At 71.7% G+C, this 22,893-nt stretch carries 18 protein-coding genes; 9 read left to right on the forward strand and 9 right to left on the reverse strand.

Annotated features, from left to right (window positions below):
• The gene (locus FDM97_RS19970; protein ID WP_030224351.1) at window positions 1-204 is read right to left on the reverse strand and encodes a cold-shock protein; all 204 of its coding nucleotides are present in this window, start codon (window positions 202-204) and stop codon (window positions 1-3) included.
• 373 nt (window positions 205-577) lie between these two features.
• Between FDM97_RS19970 and FDM97_RS19975 the strand changes: the two genes are divergently transcribed.
• The gene (locus FDM97_RS19975) at window positions 578-1,417 is read left to right on the forward strand and encodes a dienelactone hydrolase family protein (protein WP_137991745.1); all 840 of its coding nucleotides are present in this window, start codon (window positions 578-580) and stop codon (window positions 1,415-1,417) included.
• Window positions 1,418-1,552: 135 nt separating this feature from the next.
• Complete coding sequence (locus FDM97_RS36500; protein ID WP_254705681.1) at window positions 1,553-3,457, forward strand: glycosyl hydrolase family 8; 1,905 nt, start codon at window positions 1,553-1,555, stop codon at window positions 3,455-3,457.
• Between the two features lies 1 nt (window position 3,458).
• Here FDM97_RS36500 and FDM97_RS19990 read toward each other — a convergent pair whose 3' ends face one another.
• The 3 genes from FDM97_RS19990 to FDM97_RS20000 are packed head-to-tail and all read right to left on the reverse strand — an operon-like array spanning window position 3,459 to window position 6,069.
• Window positions 3,459-4,628: an oxygenase MpaB family protein gene (locus FDM97_RS19990; RefSeq protein ID WP_137991746.1), complete on the reverse strand. Its 1,170-nt coding sequence runs from the start codon at window positions 4,626-4,628 to the stop codon at window positions 3,459-3,461.
• A gap of 54 nt (window positions 4,629-4,682) precedes the next feature.
• On the reverse strand, window positions 4,683-5,795 hold the full coding sequence (locus tag FDM97_RS19995) for a polyprenyl synthetase family protein (protein WP_137991747.1): 1,113 nt from the start codon (window positions 5,793-5,795) through the stop codon (window positions 4,683-4,685).
• Window positions 5,788-6,069, reverse strand: a complete 282-nt coding sequence (locus tag FDM97_RS20000; protein ID WP_137991748.1) for a polyprenyl synthetase — start codon at window positions 6,067-6,069, stop codon at window positions 5,788-5,790. Before FDM97_RS20000 ends, FDM97_RS19995 begins: the two co-directional genes overlap by 8 nt.
• A 581-nt stretch (window positions 6,070-6,650) precedes the next feature.
• Between FDM97_RS20000 and FDM97_RS20005 the strand changes: the two genes are divergently transcribed.
• From FDM97_RS20005 to FDM97_RS20020, 4 genes are all read left to right on the forward strand, one after another.
• Window positions 6,651-6,902 carry a hypothetical protein gene (locus tag FDM97_RS20005; protein ID WP_137991749.1) on the forward strand — a complete coding sequence of 84 codons (252 nt, stop codon included), beginning with the start codon at window positions 6,651-6,653 and terminating at the stop codon, window positions 6,900-6,902.
• A 97-nt stretch (window positions 6,903-6,999) separates the two neighbouring features.
• Window positions 7,000-7,806 (forward strand): HlyD family efflux transporter periplasmic adaptor subunit, encoded by an 807-nt coding sequence (locus tag FDM97_RS20010; protein ID WP_137991750.1) that lies wholly within the window; start codon window positions 7,000-7,002, stop codon window positions 7,804-7,806.
• Window positions 7,791-10,040 (forward strand): NHLP family bacteriocin export ABC transporter peptidase/permease/ATPase subunit, encoded by a 2,250-nt coding sequence (locus tag FDM97_RS20015; RefSeq protein WP_137991751.1) that lies wholly within the window; start codon window positions 7,791-7,793, stop codon window positions 10,038-10,040. Before FDM97_RS20010 ends, FDM97_RS20015 begins: the two co-directional genes overlap by 16 nt.
• Window position 10,041: 1 nt before the next feature.
• Complete coding sequence (locus FDM97_RS20020) at window positions 10,042-13,020, forward strand: NHLP bacteriocin export ABC transporter permease/ATPase subunit (RefSeq protein WP_137991752.1); 2,979 nt, start codon at window positions 10,042-10,044, stop codon at window positions 13,018-13,020.
• Between the two features lie 18 nt (window positions 13,021-13,038).
• Here the strand turns inward: FDM97_RS20020 and FDM97_RS20025 are convergent, their stop codons facing one another.
• Window positions 13,039-14,082 carry a M4 family metallopeptidase gene (locus tag FDM97_RS20025; RefSeq protein ID WP_137991753.1) on the reverse strand — a complete coding sequence of 348 codons (1,044 nt, stop codon included), beginning with the start codon at window positions 14,080-14,082 and terminating at the stop codon, window positions 13,039-13,041.
• Between the two features lie 211 nt (window positions 14,083-14,293).
• Between FDM97_RS20025 and FDM97_RS20030 the strand changes: the two genes are divergently transcribed.
• Window positions 14,294-15,151: a DUF2182 domain-containing protein gene (locus FDM97_RS20030; protein WP_137991754.1), complete on the forward strand. Its 858-nt coding sequence runs from the start codon at window positions 14,294-14,296 to the stop codon at window positions 15,149-15,151.
• 315 nt (window positions 15,152-15,466) lie between these two features.
• Here the strand turns inward: FDM97_RS20030 and FDM97_RS20035 are convergent, their stop codons facing one another.
• Window positions 15,467-16,087, reverse strand: coding sequence for a DUF1326 domain-containing protein (locus FDM97_RS20035; RefSeq protein ID WP_137991755.1), 621 nt, complete (start codon window positions 16,085-16,087; stop codon window positions 15,467-15,469).
• Window positions 16,088-16,420: 333 nt separating this feature from the next.
• Between FDM97_RS20035 and FDM97_RS20040 the strand changes: the two genes are divergently transcribed.
• Window positions 16,421-17,074 carry a DUF1326 domain-containing protein gene (locus tag FDM97_RS20040; RefSeq protein WP_137991756.1) on the forward strand — a complete coding sequence of 218 codons (654 nt, stop codon included), beginning with the start codon at window positions 16,421-16,423 and terminating at the stop codon, window positions 17,072-17,074.
• A gap of 96 nt (window positions 17,075-17,170) precedes the next feature.
• On the opposite strand, the gene FDM97_RS35880 is transcribed toward FDM97_RS20040, so the two are convergent.
• The 3 genes from FDM97_RS35880 to FDM97_RS37010 form a co-directional block, all read right to left on the reverse strand.
• Complete coding sequence (locus tag FDM97_RS35880; protein ID WP_175439174.1) at window positions 17,171-17,905, reverse strand: translation initiation factor IF-2; 735 nt, start codon at window positions 17,903-17,905, stop codon at window positions 17,171-17,173.
• Window positions 17,906-18,075: 170 nt separating this feature from the next.
• Window positions 18,076-19,137: an SMP-30/gluconolactonase/LRE family protein gene (locus tag FDM97_RS20050; RefSeq protein WP_137991757.1), complete on the reverse strand. Its 1,062-nt coding sequence runs from the start codon at window positions 19,135-19,137 to the stop codon at window positions 18,076-18,078.
• An 89-nt stretch (window positions 19,138-19,226) separates the two neighbouring features.
• Window positions 19,227-19,649, reverse strand: coding sequence for an RNA polymerase sigma factor (locus FDM97_RS37010; protein WP_137991758.1), 423 nt, complete (start codon window positions 19,647-19,649; stop codon window positions 19,227-19,229).
• A gap of 210 nt (window positions 19,650-19,859) precedes the next feature.
• On the opposite strand from FDM97_RS37010, the gene FDM97_RS20060 reads away from it, so the two are divergent.
• A complete protein-coding gene (locus FDM97_RS20060) occupies window positions 19,860-22,886 on the forward strand; it encodes a glycoside hydrolase family 2 TIM barrel-domain containing protein (RefSeq protein ID WP_137991759.1) in 3,027 nt (1,008 codons plus the stop codon).
• The last annotated feature ends 7 nt before the right edge of the window (window positions 22,887-22,893 follow it).

Raw genomic sequence — 22,893 nt, forward strand, 5'->3', positions numbered from 1 at the left:
TCAGGCGGGAACGATGTTCTCGGCCGTCGGGCCCTTCTGGCCCTGCGCGATGTCGAAGCTGACCTTCTGGCCTTCCTGCAGCTCACGGAAGCCCTGGGCGGCGATGTTCGAGTAGTGGGCGAACACGTCGGCGCCGCCGCCGTCCTGCTCGATGAAGCCGAAGCCCTTTTCCGCGTTGAACCACTTCACGGTGCCAGTAGCCATGTCATATCTCCTTCGGGGGTGCGTCGGAGCCCGCACTGTGCGCGCTCCGTGTCGCCGCGATGATTGCCCCGTCCGGAATGTGACCGGAAATACAAAAGCGCGCCCATCGGTGAATAAAACCGATGAGAGCACTTGAAGTTTGGGAACCACAACTGCAACTGAAATCAACAGTAGCACGGAACGCATTTCGGTGCGTCGGGCATGATTCGACTCCGACTTTCACACCGGAAATTCTTGTGGCGCGTCGCTTCGATTTCTCACTTCGCGAGCACAGATATCCTCCCCCCGCCCGAACCCCGGGCGTTGACCACTCACCCCTACTTCGCGGTAACTTGCCGGTGACACAGGAGAGTTCGGCGGATGGAGCAGGCCCGTGGCAGACCACGACCTCAAGGGATTCACCGAGGGCACGTTCACGCACGACGGCGCCACCCGCCGGGTCCTGCGCCTGGGCACGGGCCCCGCCGTGATCATCATGGCGGAGATCCCGGGCATCACCCCCAAGGTCCTGGAATTCGCCGAACGGGTGGCGGCCGCGGGCTGCACGGCCGTGCTCCCGGTGCTCTTCGGTACGCCCGGCCGCGACGCGAGCCCCGCCGCCCGCGGCTGGCCGAGCACGGGCCGTTACATGGCGTCGTCGCTGTGGCGGGTGTGCGTGAGCCGGGAGTTCACGCTGCTGGCCACGGGGCGCAGCTCGCGTGTCGTGGGGTGGCTGCGCGCCTTGGCGGCCGCCGAGCACGAGCGCTGCGGCGGCCCCGGGGTCGGGGCCGTCGGCATGTGCCTGACCGGCGGTTTCGCCCTGGCCATGGCCACGGACGAGCGGCTCGTCGCCCCGGTGCTCTCCCAGCCGTCGCTCCCGCTGCCCTGCACCCCGGGCCGCGCGGGAGCCATCGACATCAGCCCCGAGGAGCTCGCGGTGGTCCGCCGGCGCTGTGAGCGCGAGGGGCTCCAGGTCCTGGGGCTGCGGTTCCGGGGCGACCGACTGGCGCCCGGGGACCGGTTCGCGTACCTCCGGCGCGAGCTCGGCGACGCCTTCGTCGCCGTCGAGCTGGACGACAGCGCCGCGAACCCCGAGGGCGCTCGCCCGCCGCACTCCGTGCTGACGGAGCACCTCAGGGACGAGCCCGGCCAGCCCACACGGCAGGCGCTGGACACGGTCCTGGATCTGTTCCGCACCCGGCTGCTCGGGGAGCGGCCCGAGGCCAACGCGTAACTCCCGCAGGGGTCTTGCGCGTACCACGCGCCTCTCTCTACCCTCCGGGCCAATGGTTAGGAATATTTCCTAACCATTGGCTTCCCTGCGGAAGACGTCACGAAAGGAACGACCACTGCCATGAGCCGAAGAGGCATGTCTCTTCTCATCGCGTCGGGACTGCTGACCCTGCCGCTGATCGGGCTGCCCGAGGCGGCCGCCGCCGACACGCTGGTGTCGGTCGGCAAGCCGACGGCGTCGTCCTCGATCGAAGGGAGCGGGTTCGAACCGGGTCGCGCGGTCGACGCGAACACCTCCACCCGGTGGGCGAGCGCCGAGGGAGTCGATCCGCAGTGGATGCGGATCGACCTGGGTTCCAGCCACACGATCTCCCGGGTCAAGCTCAACTGGGAGGCCGCGTACGCCAGGACGTACAGGATCCAGACCTCCGCCGACGGTTCGACCTGGACCGATGTCCACTCCACCAGCGCCGGCGACGGGGCGATCGACGATCTGACCGTCTCCGGCAGCGGACGCTACGTCCGGATGTACGGGACGGGGCGCGGCACCCCGTACGGCTACTCCCTCTGGGAGTTCGAGGTCTACGGCTCACCGGCCGGCGGCGCCGACATCACCCCACCGAGCACCCCGGGCAGCCTCCGCTCGACCGGTTCGACGGCCACGAGTGTCTCGCTCGCCTGGAACGCGGCCACCGACAACGTGGGCGTGACGGGCTACGACCTCTACCGCGGCGGGAACCTCGTCGGCTCCACGACCGGTACGTCGTACACCGACACCGGGCTCACCGCCTCGACCTCGTACAGCTACACCGTGAAGGCGCGCGACGCGGCGGGGAACCGCTCGGCCGCGAGCAACACCCTCGGGGTCACGACCCAGGCCACCGGGTCGGGGCCGGCCGTCCCCTTCGGCAGCCACCTCAAGCCGTACGTCCCGGGCGTCCTGAAGCCGTCCGGCACGCAGGCGACGATCGACCAGAAGGTCGTCGACCACTACCGGGCCTGGAAGTCGGCCTTCGTCCGCCAGAACTGCGGCAACGGCTGGTACCAGGTCATCTCGCCGGACGCCGACCACCCCTACGTGGCCGAGGCACAGGGCTACGGGATGGTCATCGCCGCGACCATGGCCGGCGCCGACCCCGACGCCAAGAAGATCTTCGACGGTCTGGTGAAGTGGAAGATCGACCACCCCTCCGCCATCAACCCGAACCTGCTCGCGGCCGAACAGGACGTGAACTGCAGGAGCGTCAACGGCGGGGACGGCGCGACCGACGGCGACATGGACGTCGCCTACGGGCTGCTGCTCGCCGACAAGCAGTGGGGCAGCGCGGGTACGTACAACTACAAGGACCTCGCGATCAAGCACATCAACGCGATCAAGAAGGACGAGGTCAACCCGACGACGAACCTGCTGAAGCTCGGCGACTGGAGCAGCTCGGGCGATCAGTACTACTACATCACCCGGACCTCGGACTGGATGGTGGACCACTTCCGGGCGTTCCGTACGGCGACCGGTGACGCCGCCTGGGACACCGTCCGTACCGCGCACCAGAACCAGATCGCCCGCCTGCAGTCCACGTACGCGCCCGGCACCGGCCTGCTGCCCGACTTCGTGGTGAGCACCGACACCACACCGAAGCCCGCCCCCGGGCAGGTCCTGGAAGACCCCAACGACGGCGCCTACTGGTGGAACGCCTGCCGCACTCCGTGGCGCATCGCCGATGACGCGGTCACCAGCGGCGACGCCGCGTCCCTCGCGGCGGCGCGCAAGCTCAACAGCTGGATCAAGGCGAAGACCGGCGGCGACCCGAACAAGATCGCCATCGGCTACCGGCTCGACGGCACCCAGATCTCGGCGGGCAGCGAGGCGGCGTTCTTCGCCCCGTTCGCGCTGGCGGCGATGACCGATCCGGGCAGCCAGGCGTGGCTCGACGCGCTCTGGACCAAGATGCTGGCCACGCCCGTCGACACCAGCAGCTACTTCTCGGCGAGCATCCAGCTCCAGGTGATGATCACAACGTCCGGGAACCACTGGGTCCCGTAGCTCACCGCTCCGTGCCGAGAGTCGGGGCGGGCGGGGTCCAGCGGCGGGTACGGGGGACGGCGGAGGAGACGCCGAAGTCCTTCTTGAGCTGTTCGGGGATGGCGTAGTGCATGACGCGGCCACGGGTGAGGGAGGACAGTTCGAAGAGCGTGGTCAGGTGTCCCACGCGGTCCAGCGCCCAGGCGGCGAAGGGCGAATGGTCCTCGATGCTCTCCAGGACCCCGAGCAGCCCGGGCACGGCCTTGACGGCGGTGTCCCAGGAGGTGCGCGGTACGTCGAGCCAGTCCGCGCAGGTGTCCCCCACCAGGTAGCGGATCAGGGCGGCGACGACGGGGTCGAAGAAGGTGCCGGGGACGACCTCCTCGTACAGGTCGATGAGCTGGCGGGTGAGCTGGACCCCCTCCTCCGACGGCCCCATGTGCCGGGTCATGTAGAGGTCGAAGAACTGACGCGCGGACTCCAGGTCCTTGGGCACGTGGTCCTGGTCCACTCCCAGCATCGCGCCGACGACGCGCCAGGCGTAGAAGTACGCCTCGGCGCCGTCGACGCTCATGTGGATGTTCAGGCGGTGCAGCGAGTCCAGGACGAGCAGGGAGAACAGCATCTGGCCGCCGATCATGTCCTCCTGGCAGATCGGCGTGCCCAGAGAGGCGGTGTCCCAGCGGCCTTCCCGTTTCAGGTGATGGCGGACGGAGGCGTGCAGCAGGCGGACCTTCTGCGCGGCGGGGATGAAGCGGCTGCCCGCCTCGAAGGCGCCGGGCTGCATCAGGTAGACGGTGAACTGCCCGGTCTCGGCCATCCGTTTGGAGGGGTACTTGAGCGAGTGCGTGGCCGACAGCAGGCGTGCCACGTGCGGAATCACGTAGCAGGCCGGCATGGAGGCGAAGGAGAGCGCGGTGGAGATGTGCACGTTGTTGTCGATGAAGAACAGCCTCGCCTTCTCCATCTCGTCCCAGTCCACCCAGGCCGGGGGCACGCTGGTCCGGGCCAGGTACTCGCGGGCGACGTCCGGCAGCCCGTCGGGCAACGGCGCACCGGCGACGGAGACATGGCGCAGGAGGGTGTTGAGCTTCCCCACCTCGCCACGCTCGAAGAGCGTGGCGACGGTCGCATCGGCGAGTTCGTCGCCGGCCTGCCGCAGCGTGTTCATCGACGCCTCGGTGTAGGTCATCAGCGGACTCCTTCTCGGGTGACGTGAGGGAGGGACAGGGGCGTGCGCGGCGGATCAGTGGTGGCGGACGGTCACCGTGCGGGCCAGGCCGGCCAGGGCCCGCTCGGCGTGGGCGGGCAGGTCGATCTCGTCCAGGGCCCGGGTGGCCTCCTCGACCCGGGCGTCGATCATCTTCTCGATCCGGGCGGGCGCTCCCAGGCGGCTCATCAACGCCCGTACCGCGTCCAGCTCGTCGGCGCCGAGGTCGCCCCTGCCCAGCGTGTGGCGCAGCCGCTCGCGCTCGGCCGGGTTCGCGGCCCGCCAGGTCTCGGCGAGCAGGGCGGTGGGCCGCCGCATGCGCAGGTCGTCCACGCTGGCCTTTCCCGTACGGACCGGATCGCCGAAGAGCCCCAGCAGGTCGTCGCGCAGCTGGAACGCCTCCCCCAGCGGCAGTCCGTACGAGGAGAGTCCCTCACGCAGCCGCTGCCCGGCGCCCGCCAGGGCGCCCCCGATGAGGAGCGGCTGCTCGACGGTGTACTTGGCGGTCTTGTACCGGACGACCTGCAGCGAGGACTCCGTGTCGGGGACGCCACCGGTCCGCAGGATCTCCAGGCACTCCCCGGCGATCAGCTCCCGCGCCAGGTCCGCCCAGAGCGGCCGCGCGCGTGACAGGTAGGCCGCGGGCAGGCCGCTGGTGACGAACAGCTGCCCGGCCAGCGACATCAGCAGGTCGCCGACCAGCATGGCCAGGGCCCTGGCGGCCGCCGGGGAGCGTGGAGCAGAGCCCCCCTGCGCGCCGATGCCGCCGCCACCGCGACCGCCACGACCGCCACGACCGCCACGACCGCCGCTGCCGCGCAACGCGATGTGCGCCGTGGGCAGGCCGTGCCGGAGCGGGCTGTCGTCGATGAGGTCGTCGTGCACGATCGCGGCGGCGTGGACGAGCTCCATGGACGCCGCGGCCCGGACGAGCGCGTCGCTGTCGGGCTGGCCGGCGGCCCGCCACCCCCAGTAGCAGAACATGGCCCGCAGCCGCTTGCCATGGGCGACCGAGGCCTCCAGCTGTCCGGCCACCGGGGCGAGCTCCGCGTCGATGTCCAGCAGCCGCTCCGCCTCCGCGGACACGAACCGCCGCAGTTCGCCGTCGACACGGTCGCGAAGACCGTCCGGCGCGGACCCGTCAGGCATCGTCGCCGGCGGCCCGTCGCGCCACCGCATGCCGGGCGAGGACCTCCAGATGCGCGGGCGGCACGCTCGCGTACCGGTCCAGGACCAGGCGTCCGCGGGCGAGAAGATCCTGCTCCGCGTCGGCGGCCAGCTCCGCCGCGTCCGAGCGTCGCAACAACCCCTTCACAGCGCCGAAGGCCGAGCCGAGCCCGCTCACCGCCAGATCGGCGAGCCCCGCCGCCGCCAGCACCGCGTGCTCCCCGAGCGCGCCCGGGCGCTCTTCCCCTCGCGTCAACGTGACCGCCCCTCCCCCTGATCGACCGACCGGGCGGCACCCGGCGCCGCCCACCCCCGCAGCAGCGTGGCAGCGCGCCCGGCCGGGACACGGCGAGAACTCACGAAAGAGGGACAGACACGGGAAACCCACGCGGGCGGCGCACGCGGCGGGTACAGAGCGAGCACACGGCCCGCCGGTGGGGCCCGCGACCGGCGCACGCCACGTCATGGCACCTGTCGAAAACCTGCACATCGTGCGGGCGACAGGGGCCCTCTCCTTCACCTTTCCTCGATCTCTCGGAGGCGGACCCCGTCCGTCTGCTGCGGTTCCGTCCGTTAGATCCCCCGCGCGTGACGGCGTGCCCGTATCTGTTACTCGATCCTGCGGAGAAGGTGTCACCTTTCCGTGAAATTAGCTGCACGGCTGCTGTCCGAGGCACACAACCACATACGAGGAACCGTCAACTGAAGTGGCCGGGTAGCCCGTTCGCGTGCTTTGATCTGGCCCGCTGCGGCAGTCGGTAGCGACGTGGCCGGGATTCGGTCCGTCAGACCGTCGCAGAAATGGATTCCCCCCCACCAAGTGAAAGGTGCGCATACATGCGTCACGACCTGGAGACCCGCGAGATCGCCGACACCGAGCTGGACGCCGTTTCCGGCGGCCTCGTCACCGTCTCCGGTGGCCTCGCCGGCGCCGCGACCAGCGATGTCACCAACCTCCTGGGTGCCGTCACCTCCCTCCAGACCGTCCAGGGCGTCGAGGGCCTCGCCACCGGTGTCCCGGGTCTCGCCTCGGGCATCACCGGCGTTTCGGTCAACGCCACCGCTGTCACCGGTCTCGCCGGTCTCTGAGCGGAATATCTCCCATGAACCCCGGAGCCTTCCCGGTTCCGGGGTTCATGGCCGCACCTGTGGCCCGCCGTAACGAATGCAGTTGAAGGAATAGTCCGTGCAGTTCCGCCAAAAGGCACTTTCCAAGCTGCAATCGCCCGAAGAACTCGATGTGCCCGTACGCTTCGCGCGCCCGCAGGGGCGCCTCGTGCTGGCCGTGACGGTCGTCGTGATGGCCGCCGCGGGTTTCTGGGCCGTCACCGGCACGGTGTCGTCCAAGCTGAACGCGCCCGGCATCCTCACCCATGCCGAGGGCAGTTACCTTCTGCAGAGTCCGGTCGCCGGACAGGTGACCGATGTCCTCGTCGAGGAGGGCCGGGCGGTGTCGCCCGGTGCGCCGCTCCTCGTCGTCCGTACGGATCAGGGCGACCGGCCCGTGCGCGCGGTGGCCGGCGGTCGGGTGACCACGCTCTTCGCCAGGATGGGTTCCGTCGTCACGACCGGAGCGGACGTGGCGACCGTGGAGCGCGTGACGGACCCGGACGACCCGCTCGTGGCCATGCTGTACGTACCGGGCGGCAGCGCGTCGACGATCCGGGTGGGCGCCTCCGTCGACCTGAGCGTCCAGTCCGCGCCCCGGGACCGCTTCGGTGTGCTGCGGGGCCGGGTGAAGGCCGTGAGCCGCGCGCCGCAGACCCAGGCGCAGATCGGCAACTTCCTCGGCGACAGCGGGCTCGCCGAGCAGTTCTCCCGGCAGGGCAACCCGGTCGCGGTGCTCGTGAGCCTGGAGCGCTCCTCCGCCACCGCGTCCGGCTACACCTGGTCCTCCACGGACGGTCCGCCGAGCACCGTCGATTCCGGCACGCCGGTCACCGGCGCCGTCCACCTCTCCGCTCAGCGCCCCGTCGACTGGCTGCTCCCGTGAGCGCGCCCCAGGAGTCCGCCCGTACCCGCGCACGGTCCAGGTCGTCGGCCCGCCGTCGCCGCCCCGTCCCCAGCGGCAGAAGGCCCCGGACAGTCCGCACCCCCACCGTGCTGCAGATGGAGGCGGTGGAGTGCGGGGCCGCCGCCCTGGCCATGGTGCTCGGCCACTACTCCCGCTTCGTCCCCCTGGAAGAGCTGCGGATCGCCTGCGGCGTCTCCCGCGACGGCTCCCGGGCGAGCAACCTCCTGAAGGCGGCGCGCGGTTACGGGCTCCAGGCCAAGGGCATGCAGATGGACCTGGCCGCGCTCGCCGAGGTCAGCGCCCCGGCCATCCTGTTCTGGGAGTTCAACCACTACGTCGTCTACGACGGCATGGGGCGCCGCTTCGGCCGCAAGGGCGTGTACGTCAACGACCCCGGCAAGGGCCGCCGGTTCGTGCCCATGGACGAGTTCGACACCAGTTTCACCGGCATCGTGCTCACCTTCGAGCCCGGCGCGGGCTTCCGCCGCGGCGGCCGCAAGCCGGGCGTGCTGAGCGCCATGCCGGCTCGCCTGCGCGGTACGTCGGGCACCATGGCCGCCGCCGTGATCTCCAGCCTGCTGCTGGTGGCCGTCGGCGCGTGGGTGCCCGCGCTGAGCCGTACGTACATCGACATGTTCCTCATCGGGAACCAGACGTCCCTGCTCGGCGTGCTCTTCGCGGCCATGGCGACCACGCTCGTCCTCACCGCGGGGCTCACCGCGGTGCAGCAGGCGAACCTGCTGCGCGGACGCATCATCTCCTCCACCCTGGGCAGTGCCCGTTTCCTGCGGCACCTCCTCCGGCTTCCCGTCACGTTCTACGCCCAGCGCAACCCGGCCGATCTGGTCCAGCGTCTGCAGTCCAACGACGCGGTCGCCGAGACCCTCGCCCGCGACCTGGCCGCCGCGGGTGTGGACGCCGTCGTGGTCGTGCTGTACGCGGTGCTGCTGTGGACGTACGACCCGCAACTCACGGTCGTCGGCGTGCTGATCGCGCTGCTCAACGTGGTGGCCATGCGGATCGTGATCCACGTGCGCGCCACCGGCACCCAGAAGCTGCGCGCCGAGAGCGCCCGGCTGACCAACACCTCGTACAGCGGTCTGACGCTCATCGAGACGATGAAGGCCACCGGTGGCGAGAACGGCTTCTTCCGCCGCTGGGCGGGACAGCACGCGACGACGCTCGACGTACAGCAGCGGCTCGGTGTGCCCAGCGCGTGGCTGGCGGTCGTCGCGCCCACGCTGGCCGCGCTCAACAGCGCGCTGATCCTGATGATCGGCGGTCTGCGGGCGGTGGAGGGGCATCTGTCCGTCGGTCTGCTCGTCGCCTTCCAGGCCCTGGTGACCAGCTTCACCGCGCCGATCACCCGCCTCAACGGGGTGGCCGGACGGATCCAGGACTTCGCGGCCGACGTCGCCCGTCTCAAGGACGTCGAGAACTTTCCCGTCGACTCGCTCTACACCCGCCGCGAGCCCCCGGCCAGAACGCGCCGTCTCAAGGGCCATGTGGAGCTGGACGGCATCACCTTCGGGTACAGCCCCCTGGACGCGCCCCTGTTGAACGGCTTCTCGCTCTCGGTCGGCCCGGGGCAGCAGGTCGCGCTGGTCGGTGGCTCCGGCAGCGGCAAGTCCACGGTCTCCCGGCTGATCTCCGGCCTCTACGCCCCCTGGGAGGGCGCCATCCGCATCGACGGGATGCGTCTGGAGGACATCCCGCGCAGCGCGCTGGCCGCCTCCGTCTCCTTCGTCGACCAGGACGTCTTCCTCTTCGAGGGGAGCGTCCGCGACAACGTCGCCCTGTGGGACCCCTCCATCCCGGACGAGGCCGTCGTCGCCGCGCTCGAGGACGCCGCCGTGTACGACGTGGTCGCCCGGCGCCCGGGCGGCATCAACAGCCGCGTCGAGCAGGACGGCCGCAACTTCTCCGGCGGCCAGCGCCAGCGCCTGGAGATCGCGCGGGCGCTGGTGCGACGGCCCAGCGTCATGGTCCTCGACGAAGTGACCAGTGCCCTGGACGCGGCGACCGAGCAGGTCATCATCGACAACCTGCGGCGCCGCGGCTGCGCCTGCGTGGTCATCGCCCACCGGCTGAGCACGGTGCGCGACAGCGACGAGATCGTCGTGCTCGACCGGGGCACGGTCGTGGAGCGCGGACGGCACGAGTACCTGGTCGCCGCGCAGGGCCCGTACGCCGAACTGGTCAAGGAGCACTGAGGTGACGTTCCCTCACCAGCCCACCGTCGTCACGGGCGGGCAGCAGTACGGCGGCGAGGTCCACGACCCGGTCGTCGCGGCGCTGGGCGCACTGGGCACGGCGGTCGACTGCACCGGCCTGCGCAGCGTCCCCCTCGAAGGCCCGCTCGTGCTGTGGCTCGTCGTCGACGGCGCCATGGACCTGTTCGCCGTCGACGCCGCCCAGCTCGGCCACTGGCACTTCCTGGGCCGCCTGGAGGCGGGCACGCTGCTCCTCGGCCCGGTCGAGGGCCCCGAGCACACGCTGATCGGCCGCCCGCTGCAGGGCTGCATGCTGCGCCGCGTCGAGCTGCGCGAGCTGTCGTTCCCGGCCGGGCAGTACGCCGACCAGGGATACGGCGACCAGGGATACGGCGACCAGTGGTACGCCGGCCAGGGATACGGCGACCAGGGGTACGGCAATCAGGGGTACGCCGGGCACTGGTACGCGGACCAGGGGCAGTACGGCACCGCCGAGCCCCAGCTGAGCCCCCTCGAGAACGCCTTCGCGCTCGGGATCGGCCGCGGCCTGCGCGTGCTGTACCAGGCACCGCTGGGCGGCCCCGCCTCCACCGGCCAGAGCGGTGCCGACGACGACATCCTGTGGATGCAGATCGCTCCCGGCAGCGTGCAGTACGGGGCCGCGTACGAGGGATACGGAGAGGACGCGGCGGACCCGGCCGGCACCCTCCTCGTCGACCCTGCGATGTGGCAGGGCATGGTCGACCAGCAGTACCGGCTGCTGTACGCCCTGGACGGCTGGATCGAGCAGCTGGAGCGCGCCCACGAGGACCGTACGGCCGCCGGGATCGAGGCGGGCGAGGCCGCCCGTACCCGGGCCGACCAGGTGCTCGTGAACTCCATCGGCCGCGCGGGGAAGGGCTCCCGCGGCCGCGCGAGCGACGACGCGACGTACGCCGTGTGCCGCCTGGTCGCCGACGAGGCCCGCATCACCCTGTCCGAACCGGCCGACGCGGGCGCCGTCTCCGCGCGGCTGGACCCCGTCGAACGCATCGCGCTCGCCTCCCGGATCCGCACACGCGTCGTCAGGCTGAGCGGCCGCTGGTGGCAGGAGTACAGCGGGCCCCTGGTGGGCCACCGCGAGCAGGACGCGTCCCCGGTCGCGCTGCTGTGGCGGCGCGGGCGGTACGAGGCCGTCGACCCCGCCACCGGCGAGCGCGAGCGCGTCGGCAAGGCCAACGAGGCGTCCTTCGAGCCGCGCGCCGTGATGTTCTACCGCCCGCTCCCCGACCGGCCGCTGGGCCTGCTGCCGCTGCTGCGTTTCAGTGTGCAGGGCACCCGCACGGAACTGCGCAGCCTCCTGCTCGGCGGGCTGGTCGCGGTCGGCCTGGGCGCGCTGGTGCCGATCGCCACCGGCAAGGTCCTCGGCGAGTACGTGCCCAACGCCGAGAACGGCCTCATCGTGCAGACCGCCCTGGCGATCTTCGCGACCAGCGTCGTCTCGGCCGCCTTCATGCTGCTGCAGAACATCTCCATCCTCCGCGTGGAGGGGCGGATCGAGGCCACGCTGCAGCCCGCGGTGTGGGACCGGCTGCTGCGGCTGCCGACGAAGTTCTTCGCGGGCCGCTCCACCGGGGAGCTGGCCAGTGCGGCGATGGGCATCAGCGCCATCCGCCGGGTGCTGTCCGGCATCGGCCCGGTGGTCGTCCAGGCGAGCACGGTCGGCACGATGAACCTGGTGCTGCTGCTGGTGTACAGCGTGCCGTTGGCGATGGTCGCCGTCGCCATGCTGCTCGTCATCGCGGCGGTCTTCCTGGGCCTGGGGCTGTGGCAGCTGCGCTACCAGCGGCAGCTGATCAAGCTCGGCAACAAGCTCAACAACCAGGCGTTCCAGACCCTGCGCGGGCTGCCCAAGCTGCGCGTCGCCGCGGCGGAGAGCTTCGCCTACGCCGCCTGGGCCGGCGAGTTCGCCCGCACCCGTGAGCTGCAGCAGCGGATCGGCCGGCTCAAGAACGTCGTCACCGTGCTCAACGCGGTCTGTCTGCCGCTGTGCACGCTCGTGATGTTCATGCTGCTGGCAGGACCGGCCCGCGGCTCCATGTCCGCCAGTGAGTTCCTCACCTTCAGCACCGCCGTGACGATGATGCTGTCCTCGGTCACGCAGCTGACCGGCGCGCTGCTCTCGGCCGCCGCGGTGCAGCCGATGTTCGAGCAGGTCAAGCCGGTGTTCCGGGAGGTCCTGGAGGTACGTGGCTCCAGCACCCAGCCGGGCGAGCTGAGCGGCGCCGTCGAGGCCCAGAACCTGTCCTACCGGTACGCGGAGGACGGACCTCTGGTCCTCGACGACGTCAGCTTCCGGGTGCGGCAGGGCGAGTTCGTCGCGATCGTCGGGGCCAGCGGCTGCGGAAAGTCGACGCTTCTGAGGCTGCTCATCGGCTTCGACAAGCCGGCTTCCGGCAGCGTGCTGTACGACGGCCAGGACCTGGCGGCGCTCGACCAGGCGGCCGTGCGCCGCCAGTGCGGCGTGGTCCTGCAGAACGGCCAGCCCTTCTCCGGCTCGATCCTCGACTGCATCTGCGGCGCCGAGACGTTCCCGCTCGAGGACGCGTGGGCGGCCGCCACGATGGCGGGCCTGGCCGAGGACATCAAGGCCATGCCCATGGGCATGCACACCATGCTGTCCGACGGCGGGGGCACCATCTCGGGCGGCCAGCGCCAGCGGCTGATGATCGCCCAGGCCCTGATCCGCAGGCCGCGCGTCCTGTTCTTCGACGAGGCCACCAGCGCGCTGGACAACGAGGCCCAGCGCGTGGTCATCGAATCCACCCGCGCCCTGCGGACCACCCGCATCGTGATCGCCCACCGACTGTCCACGATCATGGACGCCGACCGGGTGATCGCCATGGCGGACGGACGCGTCGTCCAACAGGGCACGCCCGCCGAACTCCTCGCCGACACGAACGGCCTGTTCCACGAACTGGTCCGCCGCCAACTGCGCTGACCCGGGGCGCGCGAGCCCCTAGACGCCGGGGATCTCCCGGGCCTTGAAGGCGGCACGGACCGCGTCCGCCGCGCTCGGGCCGTACATGCGCTGCGCCGTCGCGATCGTCGTCAGGGCCGCGTCCTGGAAGCTGGTGTCGGGCGCGAAGCCGAACTGGGCGTTGACGATGATGCGGTCGGCCACCCGGGCGCCGAGCGCGCCACGGATGTCGAGGAGCGCGCGGGACCAGATCTCGCCGTCCGCGTGGACCTCGCCCACCCGGTCCCCGTACACCTTGTTCTCGTCGATGCGGCGCAGGCAGTGCGGGGCGGCGCTGTAGCTGACGGCGTCCCAGTCGGCGACACACGCCGGATCCGCCTTCAGGGGCCAGCCGTAGCGGGCGGCCGCGTGGACGCCGACCTCGACCGCGAGGTAGTCGCCGAAGGCCTCGCCGATCGACCCGGCCTCCACGGAGGTGCCGAAGCCGGGCACCTGGGCGTGGTGCACCGCGTGGCCGTACTCGTGGACGATCACCTCGGCGTCCTCGGCGTCGTCCACGCCGCCCTTGCCGAAGCGGATCTCGGCCTTCTTGTCGGTGAAGTAGGAGTTGTCCGCGCCCCATTGGTTGATACGGACGGGCTGCACGCGGTCGTTGGCGCCGGGCAGTTCGCTGCCGAAGCCGAGGCTCTGCAGGTACTCCTGGGCCTCGTTGACCCAGAAGTAGGCCATGACCTGCTCGAACTGGTCGGCGTCGCGGCTGTAGCCGCCGGCGTCGGCGGTCTTCGCCGAGGCGCCGGTGTCCGACCTGACGTAGGCCCAGCGGCCGGAGAGCCCGCCGCTGCCGTCGAGGTTGCGCAAGGCGGCGGAGGCGTAGGCCGAGGCGGGGACGGCGCCGACGGAGTCCTTGGCGTCGGTGAGGGACTGGTCGCCCGAGGACTGGACGGGGTTGACCATGAAGATGCGGGCCTGGGGTCCGGCCGGGGCGGGGGCGGCCCCCGAGGCCGAGGCCGCTCCGGTCGGGACGAGCAGAGCCGCGGTGGCGGTGGCCGCGGCGATCAGGCCGCGGGGTGTGCGGCGGGCCATGAACATCCTCCAGTTGTGGGACGTGGTGCGCGGGGATGGCGTTGGTGCGGGCGTGATCCTCGCGCACGCGGCCCGCCTTTGGCCAGGCCTTGCGCCACAGTGATCGTTTCAACGGCGGTGGTTCCCCGAGTTTTCCGTGGCGGGGTTGTGTGCTGTGCTGGAGGTGACGCCGGATCGCTCGCGGCGGCTGCCGCCCCTCTGGGAGGGCACCATGGCGCACCCTCGCCTTGCCCCGCCGGCGCCCACACGGCCCGGGGTCCTTCTGCCGGCCCGGGATCTGGTGGTCGCCTGGCTTCTGCTCGTGCTGCTGGCCGTTCTGGCCTGGATCCTCACGGTCGGCCAGTCCCGTGACATGGGGATGGAGCCGGGCACCATGGGACTGGCTCTGCCGCTCTTCCTCGGCCTGTGGGTGGTCATGATGGCGGCGATGATGCTGCCTTCGGTGGCGCCCGTGGCGCTCACGTGGGTGCAGGGGATCCGCAGGACGTCGACGGGGTGGGTACGGGCCGGGCGGACCGCCGAGTTCATCGGCGGCTATCTCCTCACCTGGACCGCGTTCGGCGTCCTGATCTACGTCGCCCTGGCCCTGACGGGGCAGTTGGTGGACGAGCGGCCGGAGGCGGGGCGCTGGATCGGCGCCGCGGCCTTCCTCCTCGCGGGGCTGCAGCAGTTGGGGCCGCTGAAGCGCGTCTGCCTGCGGCACTGCCGCAGTCCCATGTTCCAGCTGGTCAGATACGCGCGATTCCGGCCCTGGGCGAAGGACCTCCGGGTGGGGGCGCACCACGGGCTGTACTGCGTCGGCTGCTGCTGGGGCCTGATGATCGTCCTGATCCCGCTGGGCGTCATGAACGTGGCCGCGATGGCGGGCCTCGCGGCGGTGATCTTCCTGGAGAAGCTGTGGCGGCAAGGGCCCTGGCTCACCTGGGCCGTCGGGATCGCGTTCCTCGTCCTGGCCGTCCTCGCCCCGTTCCAGGACTGGCTGCTGCCGGGCCTGGAGACGTCGGATCCGGGGATGGGCGAGATGGAGATGCGGGGGCTCCCGCTCCCGCTCCCGCTTCCGCTTCCGTGAGCGGCGTGCCGCGCGCCCGCCAGGCGGCCCGACGGCAGCTGAGGAAGCCGAGGCTCGACACGCAGAACGGCACGACGAAGTTGACGGCGACGCGCACCGCCGTCGCCGCGCCGGCCTCGCCCGACGCGATGACCGATCCCTGGTTCACCGAGGACAGCAGGACCCCGACCACGATCGCGATCGGCACGCAGCGGGAGAGCGAGGCGCGCGAGAACACCGTGGCCAGAAGGCGTGGCCGCCCCTCCGCGGGAGGAGACACGTCGTACCTCCTCCCGTGGTCATGGCGGGACTCGGCGGAGCCGGGCCGGCGATGGACTACCGGCCGATCGGCGCTCCCTCGGGCGCTTCGCTCGAGAAGGTGAAGTCGCCCTGCTCCCCGTAGGACGGTTCGAAGGACAGGCCGAACGCACTCGAACGCCCGGTGGTGCGGCCGAGCGTGAACTCCGGGGCGAATCCGAACATCGCGTTCTTCATCGTCGTGGGGCCACCGTCGGGACCACGGAGGGGTTCGAATGTGAGCTCACTCTTCCCTTCGACGCTGACCCGGGCCTTCTCTCCGTCGGTCAGCGAGACGGGCGCGCGCTCCAGACCCAGGTACTCGCCGTAGAACTGCGACAGTTCGCCGAACGCGCCGCCCTCACGCCCGGACAGGATGCGCTCCAGGGCGTCCGCCTGGGCGTCGCTGGCCTTTTCGTCGACGACGACACCGATCTTCCAGTCCCCGGCGGTCAGATGGGACGGGAAGTGGTTGTAGAGGGCGAAGTCCACGCCGGACAGGTCCACATCGTCCAGGCGGCCCTCGGCCACGTGGAAGACATTGCACCCGAGGCATTCCTCACGCCCATGCGGATCGCGCGGGTTGGCGTCGACGGCGCATCCGCACACCATCGCGCATGAGCAACCCGCCAGGTAGTTCCCTGAGATGGTCCACGTCATGACTGCTCCCTGTCGCTCGACCCATGTCACCGTCCGCCGGCGCGGACGGCGTCGCGGTGGGATCGGCGACCGGGTGGCGAGCGAGCGGACGGGACGCCGCCGTGGACAGGAAGTGCTTCCATGATCGGCTCACCGCGCGGGCACGTGTTTCGGCCCCGTGACGACCCTTTCTCCTTCAAGGCTAGGCCCGCGCGCGAGGGGTGTACAGGCGGCGCGGGCGGGGGCGTGGCGGGGGCGTGCCCCTGCGGCGCGGCAGGAGGACAATGGGAGAAGGGAGCCGCGCAGCCGTTCGCGGGGCGGGTTCAGCGGGCGGGTTCATGAGGAGGCGGTGACATGTCGGCGCCGGCAGAGACTGTTCCTAAGTGGCATGTATCCGGCGATTGGTTCGATACCTGTAAATGCAATGTGCCGTGCCCGTGCTCGTTCGCGCAGCCTCCGACGTACGGGGACTGCGAGGGGATCCTGGTCTGGCACGTCCGCGAGGGCCGATACGGTGACGTTTCGCTGGACGGCCTCAATGTGCTGATGGTCTCCTCCTTCGTGGGCAATGTGTGGGCCGAGCACTCCGACGCCTACGCGGCGGTCTTCTTCGACGAGCGCGCCGACGACGCGCAGCGCGCGGCCCTGCAGACGATCTTCAGCGGCCAGGCCGGCAGCTGGCCGGCCGAGATGATCAGCATGTTCGGCCCCGAGATGCGCGGGATGGACTTCGCCCCGATCGCGGTGGAGGTCGACGAGGACCTCGCCAGCTGGCGCGCGGCGATTCCCGGCCGGGTCGAGGCCGGCGCCGTGGCCCTCGACGGCCCGACGACACCGGCGGGCGCACGGGTCCAGTCCACCAACCTGCCGGGCTCGGAGACGGGCCCCGGCCAGACCGCGACGTGGGGCCGGGCGACGGCCGACCGGGCCGACGCGTTCGGCTTCAACTGGAGCCGCGAAGGGCAGTCGAGCAAGCACATCACCTTCGACTGGGCGGGACCGGACTAGGGCCTCGCCCGCGTACGCTCCGGCCTTCGAGATCGCCGCCGAGCGCCGCGTGAGTACGGCACGCGGGCCTGTGGCCCGAGGTGCCAGGCACCCCGTTCAGTGCGGTAGCGGTTGCGGGTCCAGGGCGTTGCCGACGGTGCAGCCGCCCTCTCCGGGCATCCGCTGGATCCGGGACGGCACCCACACCTCGGTGGCGCCGGGGCCCACGCGAGCGAGAAGGCAGTCCTGCGCGTCGAAGCCGTTGCCCTGTACCGACAGGAGGACGCCGACCCGGCCGCCGTCCGCCTTCACCTCGGTACGGATCGCCGGATCCAGGTCCAGGGCGGCGAGCGTACGGCGCACCTCGGCCTCGTCCGCACGGCCGCCCTTCGGCACCCGGGGAAGTTTCGCGCGGAGCTCCTCGTGCGGCAGCCGGGGCGGTTCGGGTGGCGGGGGGAAGGTCAGCGGAGGGCCGTCCGGGCAGTCCACGTCACGGGGATCCTCACGCCACTCCGACGTGGGCGACACCCGTACCGCGAAACAGCGCCGTACGTCGACCTCCTCTGGGTCGAGCCATCCGTCGTACGCCGAGCCGGACGTGCGGACGACCACGTCGATGCCGCCCTCGTCGTGTGTCGAGGTACCCGTCACCCGCAGTACCTCCACCCCGTCGATGCCGGAGGCGGAGCGCCCGACCTCCTCCGCCGTGCGCGGGCGCTGGCCGTAGAGCCGCTCGCCCGCCTTCCTGGCCGCCTCCCGTGCGGCGTCCGTCGCCTCGTCCTCGGAGGACTGCACCACCCCGCAGCCGGCGGTGAACAACAACAGCGGGGCGAGCAGCAGCAGTCGGCGCATGTGTCCACCCTTCCGGCGCCGTGCGCGGCGGGCAACCGCTCGCGTACTCAACCGGCACAGGTGATCGTACTCAGCCGGTGCGGCGACTGACGCCTGAACGCCGCCAGGCCTCCCGACGCATCCAACCTCTGGGCCGGCACGCACCGGCTTCGATCGCGGGACAGCCGAGTTCACCCGGCGGTCGTGGTCCGGTGGATCACGAAGTCGTCCGTCGTGGGAGTGCCCGGGGCGAAGACCACCTCGAGGCGGCCGCTGACGACGTAGTCCCCGTACGGCGTCGGGGCGACGGTCGACGGCCCCCGTACCGGCCACGGTGTCCGCGAGGCCGCCACTCGTGCCGTGCGCCAGCCGTCCGTCGAGCGCAGGACGTGGACGGCGTCGGTGCCGCGCGGGTTCGCCAGGTTGTTGGTGACGGCCACCAGCGCTCCGTCGGGGCGCAGGGCGAGGCCGTCGCCGCCGTGCAGGGGCGCGTCGAGGGCCACCTCGGTCAGGCGCTCCGGGTGGCGCAGCGGGATCCGCAGGAGCCGCCCGTCGCCGTAGTTCACGGCGAGCAGATGGCCCGCGGGGTGCAGGACCAGGCCGTTGACGCCGACGCCGTGGCCGTCGGTCAGCCGGGCGTCCCGGATCAGTACGGAGGCCCGACCGTGCCGGTCCACGCGGTAGATCGCGTCTCCGCTGACATCGCTGACATAGGCGGTGCCGTCGGGTCCGATCGCCACGTCGTTGACGGCGTAGGCGCCCTGACGCGGGGACAGGTGCGTCAGGTCGACGACGTGCAGCGCCCGGCCGGTGGCCAGGTCGAAGACGCCGAGCCCGCCGGTGCGGTGCGCGGTCCGCTCCGTCGACTTCTCGGCGACGCCCAGATCGGCGTACGCGACGAGGAGGCGGCCACGGGCGCGGTCCACGTGCACTCCGTACGTGGAGATGATCCGCGAGTCGCTGACCAGGGTGCGGGTGCTGCCGTCCGGGCGGACCACGGAGACGGTGCCGTGCCGCACGGAGGAGACCAGGAAGGCGCGCCGGGTGGGGTCCCAGGCGATGCCCTCGGGGTGGAGGGACGGGGCGTGGCCGGTGATCTGCTCGGGTGCGGCGACGGTGGGCCCGGCAAGGGGTGCGCGCGGGGCGGCGGAGGCGGCAGGCGCGGGCGCGAGGGTGAGGGTGAGGGTGAGGGCCGGGACGGTCGCGGTCAGTGCCGCGGAGGCGACCAGCGCGGTCAGCGAGATCTTGTTCATGACAGCAGTGTCGAAGGCCCGGGCGGAGGGAGGGAGTGTCTGTCTGTCGTGGTGGTGGCACCACCAGGCAGACCTCCCCCGGCGGGGGCTCAGGAGACGATGTCCCGCGGTACGGGTGCGGCATCAGTTCCCGTGTCGCGGACGTATCCGTAGCGGACGATGTCACGCGCGGGGTCCGGCGGCTGCCGCACGTCCTCGGTGATCCGGTCCCGGTCGGCGGGGACGGCCGTCACGCGTCGGGTCGCAGGGGAACGGCCGCGCTCCTTGATCCGGCGCATGGCGATGGCGATCAGCCACGGGCGGAAGCTTCCGGGATCGCGCAGCTCCGCGACCCCGGCGACGGCCCGTTCCATCGTCTCCTGCACGACGTCGTCGACGTCCGGGTGCCCGTCGAGCGCCCGACCGACCACGTTGTACACCAACGGCAGGTGCGCGGTGAGGAGTTCGTCCACCGCCCGCCGGGTCCCCGGCCGGTGGGCCTCCGCCCGGTCGCGTATCAGGCTCTCGTGCATGTGCTGCCCGTACCCCTGCCCGGAGCTCCTCCGGATAACAGAAATCTCGGTCCAACCGGCGCGCGAAATGTCCAACTGTCCGGTCGTCCTCCGGGGTTGTGCGCGGGAGTGACGCCGCGATGGGATGGAAGCACCGGGAAAGCGATTTCTACTCTGCTGACCTCCCCGGACCGCCGGACCTCCCCGCGCCTTCCTTCCGACAGGAGTCCCATGTCCGCCCTCCCCTGGTACGAAGACGTCTCCCCCGGTTCCGGTGGCCTGCCGCCCCGTACCTGGTACGCCCGCTCGGACGCCGCCTCGCTCTCCCTGAACGGGGCGTGGAGGTTCCGTCTCTCGCCCGCCGCGGACACCGAGGACGAGTCCTTCGCCGCCGAGGGATACCAGGGATACGACGCCGAGCCCTGGGGCGAGGTCGCGGTGCCGGGTCACTGGGTGCTCCAGGGCAAGGACCGCGACGCCCCCGCGTACACCAACGTCGTCTACCCGTTCCCGGTCGACCCGCCGCGCGTGCCCGACGAGAACCCCACCGGAGACCATCTGCGCCACTTCGACCTGCCCGACGGCTGGCCGCGGACGGGGGACGCCGTGCTGCGCTTCGGCGGGGTGGAGTCCGCGGCCCGGGTCTGGCTCAACGGGCGGGAACTTGGCACGTTCAAGGGCTCCCGGCTGCCGCACGAGTTCGCGGTCGGGGACCTCCTCGAGGAGCGCGGCAACGTCCTCGCCGTCCGCGTCCACCAGTGGTCGTCCGGCTCGTACCTGGAGGACCAGGACCAGTGGTGGCTGCCCGGCATCTTCCGTGACGTCACCCTGCTGCACCGTCCCGAGGGCGCGGCCCGCGACTTCTTCGTCCACGCCGCGTACGACCACACCACCGGCACCGGCACCCTGCGGGTGGAGTGTGATGTGCCGGGCCGCGTCGCCGTCCCGGAGCTCGGCGTCGACATCGCGGCGGGCGAGGAGACGGCGGTGCCGGTCGAGCCGTGGAGCGCCGAGATCCCCCGGCTGTACGAGGGCGAACTCGTCGCCGGGGGCGAGCGGATCGGGCTGCGCGTCGGTTTCCGCACGGTCGTCGTCGAGGACGGCGTGATCAGGGTGAACGGTGCCCGCGTGCTCTTCCGCGGCGTGAACCGGCACGAGTTCCACCCGCAGACGGGTCGCACCCTGGACCTGGCGACCATGCGCCGCGATCTGGAGCTGATGAAGCGGCACAACGTCAACGCGGTCCGCACCTCCCACTACCCCCCGCACCCCGCCTTCCTCGACCTGTGCGACACGTACGGCCTGTGGGTGATCGACGAGTGCGATCTGGAGACGCACGGCTTCCAGGATCTCGGCTGGCGGGCCAACCCGGTGGACGACGACCGCTGGACCCCGGCGCTGCTCGACCGCGCCGCGCGGATGGTCGAGCGCGACAAGAACCACCCCTCGGTGATCGTCTGGTCCCTCGGCAACGAGTGCGGCACGGGCGAAGGCCTCTCCGCGATGGCCCGGTGGATCCGCGCACGCGACTCCTCCCGGCTCGTCCACTACGAGGGCGATCCGTCCTGCAGGGACACGGACGTCTACTCACGGATGTACGCCCCGCACGCGGAGGTCGAGCGGATCGGCCGCCGCGAGGACGAGGGGCCCGCGGCGCGGCGCGCGCTCCCCTTCATCCTCTGCGAGTACGGGCACGCCATGGGCAACGGCCCCGGTGGACTCGCCGACTACCAGCGGCTCTTCGAGACGTACGAACGCTGCCAGGGCGGGTTCGTCTGGGAATGGATCGACCACGGAATCGTCCACCCGGAGTACGGGTACGGCTACGGCGGCGACTTCGGCGAGGAGCTGCACGACGGGAACTTCGTCTGCGACGGCCTGCTGTTCCCCGACCGGACCCCCTCGCCCGGCCTGGTCGAGTACAAGAAGGTGATCGAACCGGTCCGTATCGAGGGCGGAGCTCCCGGGACGGTCCGAATCCGCAACGGGCACGACGTGGCCGACCTCGCCCACCTCGCCTTCGTGTGGGCGTACGCGGTCGACGGCGAGACCGTCGCGGGCGGCCCGCTGTCCGTTCCGGCGCTGGGGCCCGGCGAGAGCGCCGAGGTCGAACTGCCCCCGCCGCCCGCCGATGTGGCGGCCGGGGAGACGTTCTGGACGGTCCGCGCGGTGCTCGCGCGGGACACCGCGTGGGCGGCGGCGGGCCACGAGGTCGCCTGGGGGCAGCTCGCCGTCCCGGGCAGCGTCGCGCCGACCGTGGCGGCCGGCGTACGGCCGGCCGAGGACGCCGGGCGGATCACGCTCGGCCCCGGCGTCTTCGACGCGCGGACCGGCGAGCCGCGGGCGATCGGCGGCCTCCCGGTGTCCGGGCTCCGGCTCGACGTCTGGCGGGCGCCGACCGACAACGACAACGGCGCGGCCTGGCAGCCGGACGAGCGGTACGGGCTGCTCTGGCGCGAGCTGGGGCTGCACCGGATGCGGCACCGCACCGACGCGGTCGAGATCGACCGGGACGGGGGCGCGTTGACGGTACGGACCCGGGTGGCGCCCGCCGCGCACGACCTCGGGCTGCGCACCGCGTACCGCTGGACCTCGGACGGCACCCGACTGCGGCTGAACGTCTCCGTCGTCCCCGAGGGCGACTGGCGGCTGCCGCTCCCTCGCCTCGGCGTGCGGCTCGGCCTTCCGGCGGCGCTGGACCGGGCCGTCTGGTTCGGCGGCGGGCCCGGAGAGGCGTATCCGGACACCCGGGAGGCGGCCCGGCTCGGTCGCTGGGAGTCGACGGTGGACGGGCTGCAGACCCCGTACGTCCGCCCCCAGGAGAACGGGGCCCGGATCGGCACCCGGTGGCTCCGGCTGACGGGCGCCACAGGCGCCACGGGCGGCACGGGCGGCACGGGCGGCACAGGCGCCACGGGCGGCACAGGCGCCACGGGTGCCACGGGCGGCACAGGCGCCACGGGTGCCACGGGCGGCACAGGCGGCACGGGCGGCACAGGCGCCACCGGCGGTCTGCGGGTGGACGGCGACCCGGCGTTCTCGTTCACCGCCCGGCGCTGGACGAGCGAGCAGCTCGACGCGGCCGGCCACCGGAGCGATCTCGTCCCCGGCGACACGGTCTGGCTGAACCTGGACCACGCCCAGCAGGGCATCGGTTCCCAGTCCTGCGGCCCGGGCGTGCTGCCCGCCTACCGCCTGGACGCCGCCCCGGCCACCTTCTCCTTCACCTTCACGGCGCTCACCGAGGACACGGCGTGACCGACAC

This window comes from Streptomyces vilmorinianum (genome assembly GCF_005517195.1).
In the GTDB taxonomy this organism is placed as follows: Bacteria; Actinomycetota; Actinomycetes; order Streptomycetales; family Streptomycetaceae; genus Streptomyces; species Streptomyces vilmorinianum.

Excerpts from the sequence above, each read along its gene's own strand:
- FDM97_RS19970 (WP_030224351.1), bottom strand. The coding sequence starts at position 204 with ATGGCTACTGGCACCGTGAAGTGGTTCAACGCGGAAAAGGGCTTCGGC.
- FDM97_RS36500 (WP_254705681.1), top strand. The coding sequence starts at position 1,553 with ATGTCTCTTCTCATCGCGTCGGGACTGCTGACCCTGCCGCTGATCGGG.
- FDM97_RS19990 (WP_137991746.1), bottom strand. The coding sequence starts at position 4,628 with ATGACCTACACCGAGGCGTCGATGAACACGCTGCGGCAGGCCGGCGAC.
- FDM97_RS19995 (WP_137991747.1), bottom strand. The coding sequence starts at position 5,795 with ATGCCTGACGGGTCCGCGCCGGACGGTCTTCGCGACCGTGTCGACGGC.
- FDM97_RS20005 (WP_137991749.1), top strand. The coding sequence starts at position 6,651 with ATGCGTCACGACCTGGAGACCCGCGAGATCGCCGACACCGAGCTGGAC.
- FDM97_RS20025 (WP_137991753.1), bottom strand. The coding sequence starts at position 14,082 with ATGGCCCGCCGCACACCCCGCGGCCTGATCGCCGCGGCCACCGCCACC.
- FDM97_RS20030 (WP_137991754.1), top strand. The coding sequence starts at position 14,294 with ATGGCGCACCCTCGCCTTGCCCCGCCGGCGCCCACACGGCCCGGGGTC.
- FDM97_RS20035 (WP_137991755.1), bottom strand. The coding sequence starts at position 16,087 with ATGACGTGGACCATCTCAGGGAACTACCTGGCGGGTTGCTCATGCGCG.
- FDM97_RS20040 (WP_137991756.1), top strand. The coding sequence starts at position 16,421 with ATGTCGGCGCCGGCAGAGACTGTTCCTAAGTGGCATGTATCCGGCGAT.
- FDM97_RS35880 (WP_175439174.1), bottom strand. The coding sequence starts at position 17,905 with ATGCGCCGACTGCTGCTGCTCGCCCCGCTGTTGTTGTTCACCGCCGGC.
- FDM97_RS20050 (WP_137991757.1), bottom strand. The coding sequence starts at position 19,137 with ATGAACAAGATCTCGCTGACCGCGCTGGTCGCCTCCGCGGCACTGACC.
- FDM97_RS37010 (WP_137991758.1), bottom strand. The coding sequence starts at position 19,649 with ATGCACGAGAGCCTGATACGCGACCGGGCGGAGGCCCACCGGCCGGGG.
- FDM97_RS20060 (WP_137991759.1), top strand. The coding sequence starts at position 19,860 with ATGTCCGCCCTCCCCTGGTACGAAGACGTCTCCCCCGGTTCCGGTGGC.